Raw genomic sequence first — 13,122 nt, 5'->3', positions numbered from 1 at the left:
CCTCAGCCCCGCGCCCCGCCGGAGACGGTCACCAGGGCACCGCGATCGCTGCCGCCACTGGCGCCGGTGACCTGCAGCGGCGGCGCCTCCTCGGGCTGGCGCTGACCACGCAGCGCCCGGGCACCGGCGAAGGGCCCCATCGGTCCGCCACGCCGGGTCGGGTTGCGCGCGCTCGCCGAGCTGCCCTCGGTGCCGGTGACGCGCTCGCCTCGCCCCCAGTCATCGCCGGTGATACGGGTACCACCATCGCGCCCCTCGCCGGTGACGCGGGCGCGCACCGCTGCTTCGGGTGTCGCCACCGGAGCGGGGATCAACCCCGGGGCCGGCTGTTCGGCGCCGCTCGGGCGGCGCGCACGGAACTCCTCGGTGCCGGTCACCACCCCGCTGCTCAGACCGAAGGGACCGGTGATCCGCGCCGAGCCACCCGCGCTGGCGCCGGTCACCCGGGGCGTGGCGCGCGGGGTGGCCTCGGGGCGCGAGAACACCACCCCCTGCCAGTGACCGCCGCCGAGCGGCTGCGGGAAGTCCTCGCCGAACTCGACCGGCGTGCCGTCCTCGGTCGGCGCGCGCGCCGCCGGATCACAGACCGCCGCCAGGGCCGATTCACCGACATAGGGGGTCCCGGTGATCGACTGACAGCGCCCGCGCCGCTGACCGGTACTCGGTCCGGCGATGCCGGGCTGGATGCCGGTGAGATCGGCGCCGCCGGGACGCGACTCGGGACGCCGCGCGGCCTGTGCCGCCAACGCCTCGGGCTCGCAGTGCTGCTGATAATGCAGGGGACCGAGATAATCGCTGCCGGTGACCGTCTCGCAGCGCCCGGCGGCATCGCCGGTGACGCGCGCGGCGCTGCCGACCTGGGTGCCGCTGAGGCGCTGACCGCTCCAGGTCGGGGTGACGCCGATCTTGACGCCACCCTCGGGCGCGGGCACCTGCTCACAGTGCTGGCGGAAGTGTCCGCTGCCGAGATATTCGTCGCCGGTGATCCGTCGGCAGGCACCGGCCTCGTCACCCGTGGTGCGCGCGCCGCGTCCCAGCGAGGTCCCGGTGATCGGGCGCTGGGCGAGCGTGGTGTCATGTGCGACCTTGGGCGGCGCGCCCTCGGGGCCGGGCTCGGTATAGGGGGTACCGGTGAGGCTGCGCCCGGCGCCGCGCTCGTCGCCGGTGACCCGCTCGCCGCGGCCCACCCGTGCGCCGGTGACCCGCTGTCCCGCCGGGGTGCTGACGACCGGCAGGGGGGACGGCGGTTCGGGGCGCTGGCCGCAGAACTCCTGGAACAGCTCGGCGCCGAAGTACTCGGTCCCGGTGACGGTACGACAGACCCCGGCCTCGTCGCCCGTGGTGCGCGCGGCACGCCCGAGCCGGGTACCGCTGACCGGCAGGCCGCGCGCCGTCTCGCTGGTCTCGCCGCGACCGCTCGCGCCCTCGGCGCGCGCGCTACCCTGACGCCGGGTGCGACCGGTCGGGCGCGGACAGGACTCGCCGCCCTTGCCGTGCTCGCAGCGCTGCTCGCGCACCCGCCGGGCGATCTCGCGTGAGCTGGCACCGGCACGCCGCATCAGGGTGGTGGCGGCGGCATCGCGCGAGCGCCCGCCGATCGCCTCCAGCCCCGCCTTGCCGCGACCCGACACCGCCGCGCGCCTGGCCATCGCCAGCACGCGCCCGGCCGGATGCGTCCCTTCCCGGGCCGTGCTCGCGGCACGCGCTCGTGCCCGACGCGGCGGACTGCCGGGACGCGCGACGCGACGCGGCGACGGGGACTCAGCTCGCGTGCGCCCCGCCCCCGCCGTCGACGCACCCTCAGTGGATGCCGACTCCGGGCGCTGGGCGCGCCGTCGCGTCTGGGCCGCGGCGCGGGGCTCGGTCCGCGCCGCGGAGCGCGAGCGTGACGCCGGCAGCGCGCGCCCCCCCGACTCGGCGATGCGCTGACGCCGTGCCATCGCCTCGCGCCGACCGGCCGCCGGCGCGACGCGCTCGCCGTTGCGCGGCAGTGGCGCGCTGACCGGTGGCGCGGCGGGCGCCGGCGCCGGCGCACCTCCCGAGGCGGCACGCTTGCCACCGCTGGCCTGGGCACGACGACGCGCGATCGCCGCGGCACGCCCGTTCAAGCTGTTCTCGCGTGTTGGCTCTGCCATGTCACTCCTCGCTCGCGGATGGTCGCCTCGCCGCCGGCGCGGCTGCCTCGGTTCAGGATGCGCGATGCACCAGGAAGGCGTGTCCCTTGGTCTGGGCGAAGGTGTCGTAGCCGACCAGACGGACATGGTGGTCGGGATAGCTGCGCCGACAGGCCTCGATCTCAGTGAGCAGCTGCTCGGGGTCCTGGACGCCGAAGAAGGGCAGCTTCCACATCGGCCAGTAGTACTCGAAGGCGCGGCTGGGGTGCTCGTGCTCGATCGAGGCGTTCCAGCCGTTGTCGAGGATGAAGAGGATCTGTTCGACGATCTCCTCGCGGCTGAGCGGCGGCAGGTAGGAGAAGGTCTCGTGACGGCCGACGGTGGCGTGATCGCCGATGATCAGATGGTCGCTCATGGTGTGATGCACTCCGCGTTGTCTGTTTGGCTAACGCACGGTTCAGGCCGCGTCGAGCTTGTCGACGGTGTCGAACTCGAACTTGATCTCCTTCCAGGTCTCCATCGCCGCGGCCAGCTCGGGGCTGTGACGGGCCGCATCGGTGAGGATCTCGCGGGCATGCTGCTCGACCTCGACGCCCTCGTTGCGCGCCTTGATGCAGGCCTCGGTGGCCACCCGGTTGGCCGCCGCGCCGGCGGCGTTGCCCCAGGGGTGACCCTGGGTGCCGCCACCGAACTGGAGCACGGCGTCGTCACCGAAGATCGCCACCAGCGCCGGGATGTGCCAGACGTGGATACCGCCCGAGGCCACCGCCAGCAGCCCCGGCATGCCGCCCCAGTCCTGGTCGAAGAACAGCCCGCGCGAGCGATCCTCGGGGACGAAGGACTCGCGGATGGCGTCGACGAAGCCGAGCGTCGAGCGCCGGTCGCCCTCGAGCTTGCCGACCACGGTGCCGGTGTGCAGATGATCGCCACCGGAGAGGCGCAGACACTTGGCGAGCACGCGGAAGTGGATGCCGTGCTTGGGATGACGGTCGATCACCGCGTGCATGGCGCGATGGATGTGCAGCAGCATGCCGTTGTCGCGACACCAGTTGGCGAGGCTGGTGTTGGCGGTGAAACCGCCGGTGAGGAAGTCGTGCATGATGATCGGCGCGCCCAGCTCCTTGGCGAACTCGGCGCGCTTGAACATCTCCTCGCAGGTCGGCGCGGTGACGTTGAGATAGTGGCCCTTGCGCTCGCCGGTCTCCTCCTGGGCCTTGCGCACCGCCTCCATGACGAACTCGAAGCGGTTCTGCCAGCGCATGAAGGGTTGGGAGTTGACGTTCTCGTCGTCCTTGGTGAAGTCGAGCCCGCCGCGCAGCATCTCGTAGACGGCGCGGCCGTAGTTCTTCGCCGAGAGCCCGAGCTTGGGCTTGACGGTGGCGCCGAGGAAGGGACGACCGTACTTGTCCATGCGGTCGCGCTCGACCTGGATGCCATTGGGCGGTCCGCCGCAGGTCTTGACGTAGTGCAGCGGGAAGCGGATGTCCTCGAGACGCAGGTGACGCACCGCCTTGAAGCCGAAGACGTTGCCGACCAGCGAGGTGAGCACGTTGACGATCGAGCCCTCCTCGAACAGATCGATGGGGTAGGCGACGAAGGCATAGAAGCTCTCCTTGTCGCCGGGCACGTCCTCGATGCGATAGGCGCGGCCCTTGTAATAGTCGAGATCGGTGAGGAGATCGGACCACACCGTGGTCCAGGTGCCGGTCGAGGACTCGGCGGCGACCGCGGCGGCCGCCTCCTCGCGCGGGACATTGGCCTGTGGCGTCACCTTGAAACAGGCCAGCAGGTCGGAGTCGAGCGGGACATAGTCCGGGGTCCAATAGGTGAGCGCGTAATCCTTGACGCCCGCGTCGTAGGTCTTGGTGCTCATGATTTACTCCATTCAATGAATTCGGCCGCGTTCGGGCGCAACGATAGATAGATCGATCATTCATTACCAATCGATATAGAAAATGCTATCGATAGACCATCGTCGATGAACTCATCGACGATGACGCCCATTGAATGAATGCGATGAGGAATGAAGCGGAATGCGCGAGAATGACCCCGATGGTCGTTCACGCGGGGCCGGTGCGCGGCCCCGGGAGGATCCGATGAACGGCAGGAATCAGGCGGGGATGAGGGGACGCGGACGATGGACCACCAGGGCGAGGGCGCTGTGCCAGCGCAGGTCGTCGATGCGCAGCCGGACCTGATCACCGGGATGACGGGCGCGACAGGCGTCGATGGCGCCGAGCAACCCTTCGAGATCACCGTCGTAGCCGCGCGGCTCGCCCCAGCACGACCAGCAGGGGCGGCGCGGATCGGGGTCGGCGGCATGCTCGATACGAACCACGCAGGATGGGTTCAGACAGGCGCCGAGACCGGCGAGCATGCGAGCCTCGGCGGGGGGCTGGTCGGCAGCGCGCGATGCGGCGGGGTGTGACATGGCTGGACCTCGCTGGGGGTGGCGGGCACGGCCCGGGGCGGGCCGTCTGCTCTCCAAGATGGTATCCAACCAAAAGACTCGGAAATTCGAATCGACGTCACCGACCATCGATCGGGGTCGATGAGCGCGCTCAGGCCGCGGCGCGGCTCTCGAGCAGGCGCTCGGCGAGCGCCAGCGCACCGGCCCGGTCGGCCACCAGGTGCTTGGCGGGCAGGCGCGCGAGCAGTCCGAGCTGCTCGAGCCGCGCGCTCACCTCGCCCCGCGCCCCGGCGAGGATCACTGTGCGTCCCTGCTCGAGGTCCTCGAGCACCAGCCGCTCCAGCGCCAGCGACGAGGACACCCCGAGCAGCGGCACCTCGGTGACGTCGAGGATCAGCACGTCGTGGTCCTCGAGCACCGCGTGCTGGCGCGAGATCGCCTTGGCCAGACCGAAGATCAACGGGCCGCCGAGGGTGAACAGCAGCACCCGTCCACCGCCGCGCTCGAGCAGCGCCTGCTCGTCGTCGCTGAGACGAATCGTCGCGGCGGGGTCGTCGGGGTGCTGGATCGCCCGCACCTCGCGGCTCTGCAGCCGACTGAGCCGGTCGATGGTGAGCAGGTTGGCGACGAACATGCCCAGCGCCACCGCGGTCACCAGATCGACGAACACGGTCAACCCGATCACCGCGTACATGATCGCGGCGGCCTTGAACGAGACCCGGTGGGCGCGGCGCAGGAAGGACCAGTCGACGATATCGAGCCCGACCTTCATCGCGATCCCGGCGAGCACCGCGAGCGGGATCTGCGCGGTCAGCCCACCGGCCCAGAGCACCACCACCAGCAGGATCAGCGCGCGGGCGATCCCCGAGAGCGCGCTGCGCGCCCCGGTCTGGATGTTGACCACGGTGCCCATGGTGGCGCCGGCGCCGGGGATGCCGCCGCACAGCCCGGAGGCGAGGTTGCCGAGCCCCTGCCCGACCAGCTCCTTGTCGGCGCTGCACGGCTTGCGGGTCATGCTCTCGGCGATCACCGAGGTGAGCAGGGCGTCGATGCTGCCGAGCGCGGCGAGCACCAGGGCATCGGTGAGCATGCGCCGCCACTGCTCGGCGCTGAACACCGGCAGCTGCAGCTCCGGCAACCCGCTGGGGATCTCGCCGATGCGGCGGATCTCGCCGTCACCGAGCAGCCACAGCGAGACCAGGGTGCCGAGCACCAGGGCCAGCAGCTGCGGCGGCAGCACCCGGCGCCAGCGTCTGGGGAAGAACAGGATCAGCGCCAGGGTAGCGAGCGCGAGCAGGGTCTCGGCCGGCTCGATCCCGGCGATCAGCGCCGGCAGCTCGCCGAGGGTGCCGAGCACCCCGCCGCCCGGGGCCGCCTGACCGAGGAAGGGACCGATCTGCAGCACGATGAGGATCAACCCGATCCCGGTCATGAACCCGGAGACCACGGTATAGGGCATCAGGGTGACGTACTTGCCCAGCCGCAGCAGGCCGAAGAGGATCTGGAACACCCCGGCGAGCATCACCACGGTGAAGGCCATCGCCATGCCCTGCTCGGGGTCGAGCGCGATCAGACTGGCGATGACCGCGGTCATCACCACCGTCATCGGACCGGTGGGCTCGGAGATCAGGGTGGGGGTGGCGCCGAACAGGGCGGCGAAGAGTCCGACCAGCACCGCGCCATAGAGCCCGGCGGCGGGCCCGGCACCGGTGGCGACACCGAAGGCGAGCGCCATCGGCAGGGCGATGACCGCAGCGGTCACCCCGCCGAAGAGGTCGCCGCGCAGGTTGTCGAGACGGATCTCGTTGAACAGTCGCATGCCTCACCCCGGCTGATTGCGTCGCCGCTATGAGAAACGCCGGGGATCATCTATGCAAAGTGATAATCCCGATACGACCCATCTAAAAATATCGATACTCAACCATCGTCCAAAACGCCAACGCCCCCGACGGAGCGGGGGCGTTGGTACGCGCATCGCGGCATCCCTGCCGCCCGCGGGACCAGAGGGCCCCGCAGAGATCAGCCAATCAACCGAGCAGCGGCGCGATGGTCAGGCTGACGATCGCCATCACGTTGATGAGGATGTTCATCGACGGACCCGAGGTGTCCTTGAAGGGGTCGCCGACGGTGTCACCGACCACGGTGGCCGCGTGCACGGTCGAACCCTTGCCGCCGAGGTTCCCCTTCTCGACATACTTCTTGGCGTTGTCCCAGGCACCACCGGAGTTGGCCATGGTCAGCGCCAGCAGCACGCCGCTGAGCAGGGCGCCGCCGAGCATGCCGCCGAGCGCCTCGGGACCGATGCCGAAACCGACCAGCGCGGGCGCGGCCACGGCGATCACCCCGGGGAGGATCATCTTCTTCAGCGCCGCGGTGGTGGCGATGTCGACACAGCGCGCGGTATCGGGCTGGGCCTCGCCCTGGAGCAGGCCGGGGATCTCGCGGAACTGGCGACGGATCTCGTTGATCATCTCGAAGGCCGCGTCACCGACGGCGGTCATGGTGATCGAGGCGATCAGGAAGGGCACCGCACCGCCGATCAGCATGCCCATCAGCACGGTGGGATCACCGAGGCTGAGCTCGAAGTCGGGCAGGTGATGGTGCAGCGTGGCGATATAGGCGGCGATGATGGTCAGCGCCGCGAGTGCCGCAGCACCGATGGCGAAGCCCTTGCCGATGGCCGCGGTGGTGTTGCCGAGCTCGTCGAGCGAGTCGGTGATGCCACGGGTCTCGGCGCCCAGGCCGCCCATCTCGGCGATGCCGCCGGCGTTGTCGGCGACCGGACCATAGGCGTCGATCGCCATGGTGATACCGACGGTGGCGAGCATGCCCACGGCGGCGATGCCGACGCCGTAGAGACCGGCGAGGTGGCTGGAGACGAAGATGATCAGCGCAATGGTCAGCACCGGGATGACCACCGACTGCATGCCCACGGCCAGCCCCGAGATCATCACCGTGGCGGTACCGGTCTCACCGGACTCGGCGATGCGACGCACCGGCGTGGACGAGGTGTAGTACTCGGTGACCAGACCGATCACCATGCCACCGGCGGCACCGGCGAGCACCGACCACCAGATGCCGTTGGAGACATCCATCATCATCACCAGCAGGAAGGAGGCGGCCATGAACAGCAGGCTCGAGGCGGTGGTGCCGATGCGCAGCGCGGTGGCCGGCTGCTTCGCCGAGACCTGCTTGACCAGGAAGATACCGGCGATCGAGCACAGCAGACCGACCGAGGCCAGCGCCAGCGGCAGGAACATCAGCGAGGACTGATCGCCCAGCACGTCGAGCGAGGCCGCGGTCAGGGTCGCGGCGATGGCGATGGTGGCGATCTGCGCGCCACAGTAGGACTCGAAGATGTCCGAGCCCATGCCGGCGACGTCGCCGACGTTGTCGCCGACGTTATCGGCGATCACGCCGGGGTTGCGCGGATCGTCCTCGGGGATGCCGGCCTCGACCTTGCCGACCAGATCGGCGCCGACGTCGGCGCTCTTGGTGAAGATGCCGCCACCGACACGATAGAAGAGCGCCACCGAGGAGGCACCGACACCGAAGCCGTGGATGGCGTGCGAGCTCTCCGGATCACCACCGAAGAGCAGATAGAGGAAGCCCAGACCGAGCAGACCGAGCGAGGCGACCAGCAGCCCCATCACGGAACCACCGAAGAAGGCGACGGTCAATGCAGAGGCTGCGCCATCCTTGTGGGCCGCGGCGGTGGTACGCACGTTCGACTTGGTGGCCGAGAACATGCCGAGATACCCGGCTGCGGCCGAGGCGCCGGCTCCGATCACGAAGGCCAGCGCGGTCTTCCAGCCAAGGAAGAAATAGAGCAGCACCAATACCACGGCACAGAAGACGGCGAGCATGACCAGCTCGCGACGCATGAAGACCATGGCGCCGAGATGGATCTCATCGGCGATCTTCTTGATCTTGTCTTCGCCCTCGGGATACTGCAGGACCAGCTTGTAGATGGAGTAGGCAACCCATAGGCCACCCGCCCCGAACAATAAAGGAATCAACGCATTAGCTGACATCTGAACTCCTCAGTCCATCGGTCGTTGGGGGGTGTAAAACCGCGCCGGTTATAGCAGATAATGCACCGAAAAGCGATTGAACCGTCATCCCTCCGTCATTACCCGGTCGTCGTCCGACAGCCCGTTCAGGGCGCATCAGCACTCACCACATCATGCCGATCACGCAAGCATCGGCGTTACACTGCTTCGCAGGCAGCGCCGCCAGGCGATGGGCGGCCATTCCATCCTCAGCCAGAGAGGCCCCGAAGACAGCATGCAAGCACCGCGACGACTGGCGATCACCCCCGGCGAACCGGCAGGGATCGGCCCCGACCTGGTGGCCCGGCTCGCCCAGGTCCCACAATCCGCCGAGCTGGTGGCGATCGCCGACCCGCACCTGTTGCGCGCCCGCGCCCGCGCCATCGGGCTCGAACTCGAGACCCTGCCCTTTGAGCCCGACCAACCGCCGACGCCGACCCCGGCGGGCGCCATCCGGGTGATGCCGGTGACGCTGCGCGCCCCGGTCACCCCCGGCCAGCTCGACCCGACCAACGCCGACTATGTCCTCGAGACCCTCGCCTGGGCCTGCGACGGCTGTCGCGACGGCGGCTTCGACGCCCTGGTCACCGGCCCGGTGCACAAGGGGGTGATCAACGACGCCGGCCTCCCCTTCACCGGGCACACCGAGTTCCTCGCCGAGCGCTGCCGCGCCCACCCGGTGATGATGCTCGCCACCGACGAGCTGCGGGTGGCGCTGGTCACCACCCATCTGCCGCTCGCCGCGGTCCCGGCGGCGATCACCCGCGAGCGCGTCGAGCTGACCCTGGAACTGCTCGGGCGCGACCTGCGCGAGCGTTTCGGCATCGCCCGACCCCGCATCCTGGTGTGCGGACTCAACCCGCACGCCGGCGAGGGCGGCTATCTGGGACGCGAGGAGATCGAGGTGATCGAGCCGGCGCTGGCGCGACTGCGCGACTCGGGGATGGAGCTGATCGGCCCGCTGCCGGCCGACACCGCCTTCGTCCCCGAGCGCATCGCCGCGAGCGACGCGGTGGTGGCGATGTATCACGACCAGGGGCTGCCGGTGCTCAAGCACCTCGGCTTCGGACGCGCGGTCAATGTCACCCTGGGGTTGCCGATCATCCGCACCTCGGTCGATCACGGTACCGCGCTCGATCTCGCCGGTACCGATCGTGCCGATCTCGGCAGTCTCGAACAGGCGCTGGCGCTGGCGCAGCGGATGGCCGAGCAGGTGCACGCCAACCCCGGCTGAGGCCCGTCACGGAACCACGCCGCGGCGCATGACTCGAAACCAACGCAGAGCGGCCCCGGTGGCGTCCGCCACCGGGGCCGCGTGCCCATCGACCGTCGCGCCCGGGCTTACAGCCTTCCTTAGCGGAGGCTGGTCGCGCTGCCGCTGGAGGTCGACCCGAACCGCCGGGAGGCGCGGCTCAGGCGCCGATGCGGGCGCGCACCTCGAGCGCGACCTCGAGCGCCTTGAGTCCGGTGCGCCCGTCGACCAGCGGCGCGCCACCGCCACGCACCGTCTCGACGAAGGCGGCGATCTCGCAGTCGAGCGGCTTGACCGCCTCGACCTGCACCCGCTCGCGCTCGATGCGCGGACGCGGCTCGCCCTCGACCTGGTGCGGCGCGGCGATGTCGATGGTCTGGGCGATGAAGTCGAGGGCGAGATAGCGACGCGGCTGGAACACCCGGATGCGGCGCGTGGTGCGCTCCGAGACGCGGCTGGCGACGACGTTGGCCACCGCGCCGTTGGTGAACTCGAGCCGGGCGTTGGCGATGTCGACGTGCTCGGTGAGCACCGAGGTGCCGACCGCCGAGATGTGGCTGATCTCGGCGCCGATCAGCGAGAGGATGATGTCGATGTCGTGGATCATCAGATCGGAGACCACGTCGACATCGGTGGCGCGCTCGACGAACCCGCCCATGCGCTGCGCCTCGATATAGCGCGGCGCCTCGATACGCTGGGCGAGCGCCATCACCCCGGCGTTGAAACGCTCGACATGACCGATCTGCAGGGTCGCGCCGTTCTCCTCGGCCAGGCGCACCAGCTCGCGGCCCTCCTCGGCGGTGGTGGCGATCGGCTTCTCCAGCAGTACGTGGATGCCGCGCGAGAGGAAGGGGGCGGCTGCCTCGAGGTGCGCGGTGGTCGGCACCACCACGCTGACCGCGTCGACCCCGTGGGCGATCAGCGCCGCGGCGTCGGCGAACACGGCGCAGCCGGCCTCATCGGCGATGGCGCGCGCGCGCGCCGGGTCGGCATCGACCACGCCGACCAAGTCGACCTCGGGGTGACGGGAGTAGATCAGCGCATGGAAGCGCCCGAGATAACCGACGCCGATGACGGCGACGCGGAGTCTGGATTGGGAGGAAGAGGACATCGAACGAGACCTGACTGGAAGGGGTCGGGTGGCCGGTTCACCGGGGCGTCCCGCGGGAGGCCCCGGTCAACCGCCGACACTGTCGGCTGGCGGCGTCTGCTTGGCGAGCGGCAACTCACCCGAGCCGTGATAGAGATTGACCTGATACGCGAGCGTCACGGACATCCCGATGGTGACGGCGACCAGGAGGATCGAGAACAGATCGGGCTTCCGGCGACGGCGTTTGGCGTTGAGGGACATACCGGGGATCATTTCCAGTAAACTGTGAGTAAAAGTTTAGAAGATCATGAAATTATTGGAATGGTAATCGGCAACCCAAATCGATCCGGATTGCTCCGTGCGCCCGTGCAACTATTATCACGTACCCAAGACAGGCTTGTCTGCTAGGGAGATCCCAGTGTCCGAACCCGCAATCAAAATCTCCGCCAACAGCCGTTATCTGCCCGAGCGCTCATCGCCCGATGAAGGGCACTATGTGTTCGCCTATACCATCATCATCGAGAACCTCGGTGACGAGGCGGCACAACTGCTCGACCGGCACTGGATCATCACCGATGCCGACGGCAACGCGCAGGAGGTCCGCGGCCAGGGCGTGGTCGGCGAACAGCCGCGACTCGAACCCGGCGAGCGCTACGAGTACACCAGCGGCACCGTACTCCCCACCCCGCTCGGCAGCATGCACGGCAGCTACGGCATGATCGACGCCGCCGGCACCCGCTTCGAGGCCACCATCCCGGCCTTCTCGCTGGCCTCGATCACCACCCTGCACTGATCGCCCATGGCCACCTATGCCATCGGCGACGTCCAGGGCTGCCACAGCGAATTGATGGCGCTGCTCGAGCGCCTGGCGTTCGACCCGGCGCACGACCGGCTGTGGTTCGCCGGCGACCTGGTCAACCGCGGACCGGACTCGCTCGCGGTGCTGCGCTTCGTGCGCGGGCTCGGCGAGCGCGCGGTCGTGGTGCTCGGCAACCACGATCTGCACCTGCTCGCACTCGCCGCCGGCAACCGCAAGCACGCCGGCAAGAGCACCCTGGGCGCGGTGCTCGACGCCCCCGATCGCGACGCCCTGCTCGACTGGCTGCGCCACCGCCCGCTGCTCCATCACGACGCCGCGCTCGGCTACGCCATGGTCCACGCCGGGCTGGCGCCGCAGTGGGATCTGACCGAGGCCCTGGACTGCGCCGCCGAGCTCGAAGGGGTGCTGCGCGGCCCCCGGCATCGCGACTTCTTCCGCGCCATGTACGGCAACCAACCGGCGCGCTGGTCGAGCACCCTGAGCGGTACCGAGCGCTGGCGTTTCATCACCAACGCCTTCACCCGGCTGCGCTACTGCGCCGCCGACGGTACCCTGGCGCTCAAGGAGAAGGGCGCGCTCGGCGCCCAGTCGCCCGGGCTGCTGCCCTGGTTCCAGGTGCCGGGCCGGCGCAGCGCCGCCAGCCGCATCCTCTTCGGCCACTGGTCGACACTCGGCTATCGCGCCGGCGACAACACCTGGGCGCTCGACAGCGGCTGTCTGTGGGGCGGCGCACTGACCGCGGTGCGGCTCGACCCGGAAGGCCCCTCGGCGCCGATCCAGCTCGACTGCCGGGGCTATCTGCGCCCGGGCAAGGGCGACTAGTCGGCCACCCGTTCCAGCTCGACGAAGCTCATCGCATGACGGTTGCGCGCATCGGCCGGGCGCTCGTGGCGTGCCACCTCGCGCCACTGCGCAGGATCGAGCGTCGGGAAGCGGGCATCGCCCGCGACCTCGGCATGCACCCGGGTGAGCTGGATGCGCCCGGCGCGCGCCAGCGCCTCGGCATAGACCCGGGCGCCGCCGACGATCATCAGCTGCTCGACCGCGCCAGCGGCAGCGATCGCCGCATCGAGCGAGTGCACCACCTCGGCGCCCTCGGCGCGATAGTGGCGGTCGTGTGTGAGCACCAGATGACGGCGGCGCGGCAGCAGCCCGGGCAGCGACTCCCAGGTGCGCCGCCCCATGACGATGGGACGATCGAGGGTGAGCGCCTTGAAGTGGGCGAGATCCGCGGGCAGGTGCCAGGGCAGCGCGTTGTCGCGACCGATCACGTCGTTGTCGGCCACCGCGGCCACCAGCACGAGTTCGGGGGTGGCGGGTCGATCTGGGGTCATCTGTTGGATCCGTTCGGGAGGTCGGCACGACTTTGCGGAGGCACCGGGTT

12 protein-coding genes are annotated in these 13,122 nt (G+C 69.7%); 3 read left to right on the top strand and 9 right to left on the bottom strand.

Features of this window, described 5'->3' with window-relative positions; all coding sequences use genetic code 11:
- Positions 1-2 precede the first annotated feature (2 nt).
- The 6 genes from EDC29_RS02785 to EDC29_RS02760 form a co-directional block, all read right to left on the bottom strand.
- Positions 3-2,135 (bottom strand): alpha-carboxysome scaffolding protein CsoS2, encoded by a 2,133-nt coding sequence (locus EDC29_RS02785; RefSeq protein WP_132228449.1) that lies wholly within the window; start codon positions 2,133-2,135, stop codon positions 3-5.
- Between the two features lie 52 nt (positions 2,136-2,187).
- Positions 2,188-2,529 (bottom strand): ribulose bisphosphate carboxylase small subunit, encoded by a 342-nt coding sequence (locus tag EDC29_RS02780; RefSeq protein WP_005222837.1) that lies wholly within the window; start codon positions 2,527-2,529, stop codon positions 2,188-2,190.
- A 42-nt stretch (positions 2,530-2,571) separates the two neighbouring features.
- A complete protein-coding gene (locus EDC29_RS02775) occupies positions 2,572-3,987 on the bottom strand; it encodes a form I ribulose bisphosphate carboxylase large subunit (protein WP_123141582.1) in 1,416 nt (471 codons plus the stop codon).
- Between the two features lie 237 nt (positions 3,988-4,224).
- Positions 4,225-4,545 (bottom strand): RuBisCO small subunit-like domain-containing protein, encoded by a 321-nt coding sequence (locus EDC29_RS02770; RefSeq protein ID WP_165913416.1) that lies wholly within the window; start codon positions 4,543-4,545, stop codon positions 4,225-4,227.
- 130 nt (positions 4,546-4,675) lie between these two features.
- Positions 4,676-6,343 carry a SulP family inorganic anion transporter gene (locus EDC29_RS02765; RefSeq protein ID WP_132228447.1) on the bottom strand — a complete coding sequence of 556 codons (1,668 nt, stop codon included), beginning with the start codon at positions 6,341-6,343 and terminating at the stop codon, positions 4,676-4,678.
- 208 nt (positions 6,344-6,551) lie between these two features.
- Complete coding sequence (locus EDC29_RS02760; protein WP_123141579.1) at positions 6,552-8,558, bottom strand: sodium-translocating pyrophosphatase; 2,007 nt, start codon at positions 8,556-8,558, stop codon at positions 6,552-6,554.
- Between the two features lie 253 nt (positions 8,559-8,811).
- On the opposite strand from EDC29_RS02760, the gene pdxA reads away from it, so the two are divergent.
- Positions 8,812-9,810: a 4-hydroxythreonine-4-phosphate dehydrogenase PdxA gene (gene pdxA / locus EDC29_RS02755; protein ID WP_165913415.1), complete on the top strand. Its 999-nt coding sequence runs from the start codon at positions 8,812-8,814 to the stop codon at positions 9,808-9,810.
- A 178-nt stretch (positions 9,811-9,988) separates the two neighbouring features.
- Here pdxA and EDC29_RS02750 read toward each other — a convergent pair whose 3' ends face one another.
- A complete protein-coding gene (locus EDC29_RS02750; RefSeq protein ID WP_132228445.1) occupies positions 9,989-10,939 on the bottom strand; it encodes a Gfo/Idh/MocA family protein in 951 nt (316 codons plus the stop codon).
- 66 nt (positions 10,940-11,005) lie between these two features.
- Positions 11,006-11,179 (bottom strand): hypothetical protein, encoded by a 174-nt coding sequence (locus tag EDC29_RS17245; protein ID WP_165913414.1) that lies wholly within the window; start codon positions 11,177-11,179, stop codon positions 11,006-11,008.
- Positions 11,180-11,336: 157 nt separating this feature from the next.
- On the opposite strand from EDC29_RS17245, the gene apaG reads away from it, so the two are divergent.
- Together apaG and EDC29_RS02740 are read left to right on the top strand one after the other, a co-directional pair.
- Positions 11,337-11,711 carry a Co2+/Mg2+ efflux protein ApaG gene (gene apaG / locus EDC29_RS02745; RefSeq protein ID WP_123143261.1) on the top strand — a complete coding sequence of 125 codons (375 nt, stop codon included), beginning with the start codon at positions 11,337-11,339 and terminating at the stop codon, positions 11,709-11,711.
- A gap of 6 nt (positions 11,712-11,717) precedes the next feature.
- The gene (locus tag EDC29_RS02740) at positions 11,718-12,560 is read left to right on the top strand and encodes a symmetrical bis(5'-nucleosyl)-tetraphosphatase (protein ID WP_123141576.1); all 843 of its coding nucleotides are present in this window, start codon (positions 11,718-11,720) and stop codon (positions 12,558-12,560) included.
- Here EDC29_RS02740 and EDC29_RS02735 read toward each other — a convergent pair.
- Positions 12,557-13,072, bottom strand: a complete 516-nt coding sequence (locus EDC29_RS02735) for a dihydrofolate reductase (protein ID WP_123143263.1) — start codon at positions 13,070-13,072, stop codon at positions 12,557-12,559. The two genes, EDC29_RS02740 and EDC29_RS02735, sit on opposite strands and share 4 nt — an antisense overlap.
- Positions 13,073-13,122: the final 50 nt, after the last annotated feature.

Source organism: Marichromatium gracile, from assembly GCF_004343155.1.
Lineage (GTDB): Bacteria > Pseudomonadota > Gammaproteobacteria > Chromatiales > Chromatiaceae > Marichromatium > Marichromatium gracile.
The sequence above is the reverse complement of the archived record's forward strand: the minus strand, read 5'-3'. Positions and strand labels throughout refer to the sequence as shown.

Bases quoted from the DNA above. Each gene is read 5' to 3' on its own strand.
- EDC29_RS02765 (WP_132228447.1), bottom strand. From the start codon at position 6,343: ATGCGACTGTTCAACGAGATCCGTCTCGACAACCTGCGCGGCGACCTC.
- EDC29_RS17245 (WP_165913414.1), bottom strand. From the start codon at position 11,179: ATGTCCCTCAACGCCAAACGCCGTCGCCGGAAGCCCGATCTGTTCTCG.
- EDC29_RS02770 (WP_165913416.1), bottom strand. From the start codon at position 4,545: ATGTCACACCCCGCCGCATCGCGCGCTGCCGACCAGCCCCCCGCCGAG.
- EDC29_RS02785 (WP_132228449.1), bottom strand. From the start codon at position 2,135: ATGGCAGAGCCAACACGCGAGAACAGCTTGAACGGGCGTGCCGCGGCG.
- EDC29_RS02735 (WP_123143263.1), bottom strand. From the start codon at position 13,072: ATGACCCCAGATCGACCCGCCACCCCCGAACTCGTGCTGGTGGCCGCG.
- EDC29_RS02775 (WP_123141582.1), bottom strand. From the start codon at position 3,987: ATGAGCACCAAGACCTACGACGCGGGCGTCAAGGATTACGCGCTCACC.
- EDC29_RS02780 (WP_005222837.1), bottom strand. From the start codon at position 2,529: ATGAGCGACCATCTGATCATCGGCGATCACGCCACCGTCGGCCGTCAC.
- pdxA (WP_165913415.1), top strand. From the start codon at position 8,812: ATGCAAGCACCGCGACGACTGGCGATCACCCCCGGCGAACCGGCAGGG.
- EDC29_RS02750 (WP_132228445.1), bottom strand. From the start codon at position 10,939: ATGTCCTCTTCCTCCCAATCCAGACTCCGCGTCGCCGTCATCGGCGTC.
- EDC29_RS02740 (WP_123141576.1), top strand. From the start codon at position 11,718: ATGGCCACCTATGCCATCGGCGACGTCCAGGGCTGCCACAGCGAATTG.
- EDC29_RS02760 (WP_123141579.1), bottom strand. From the start codon at position 8,558: ATGTCAGCTAATGCGTTGATTCCTTTATTGTTCGGGGCGGGTGGCCTA.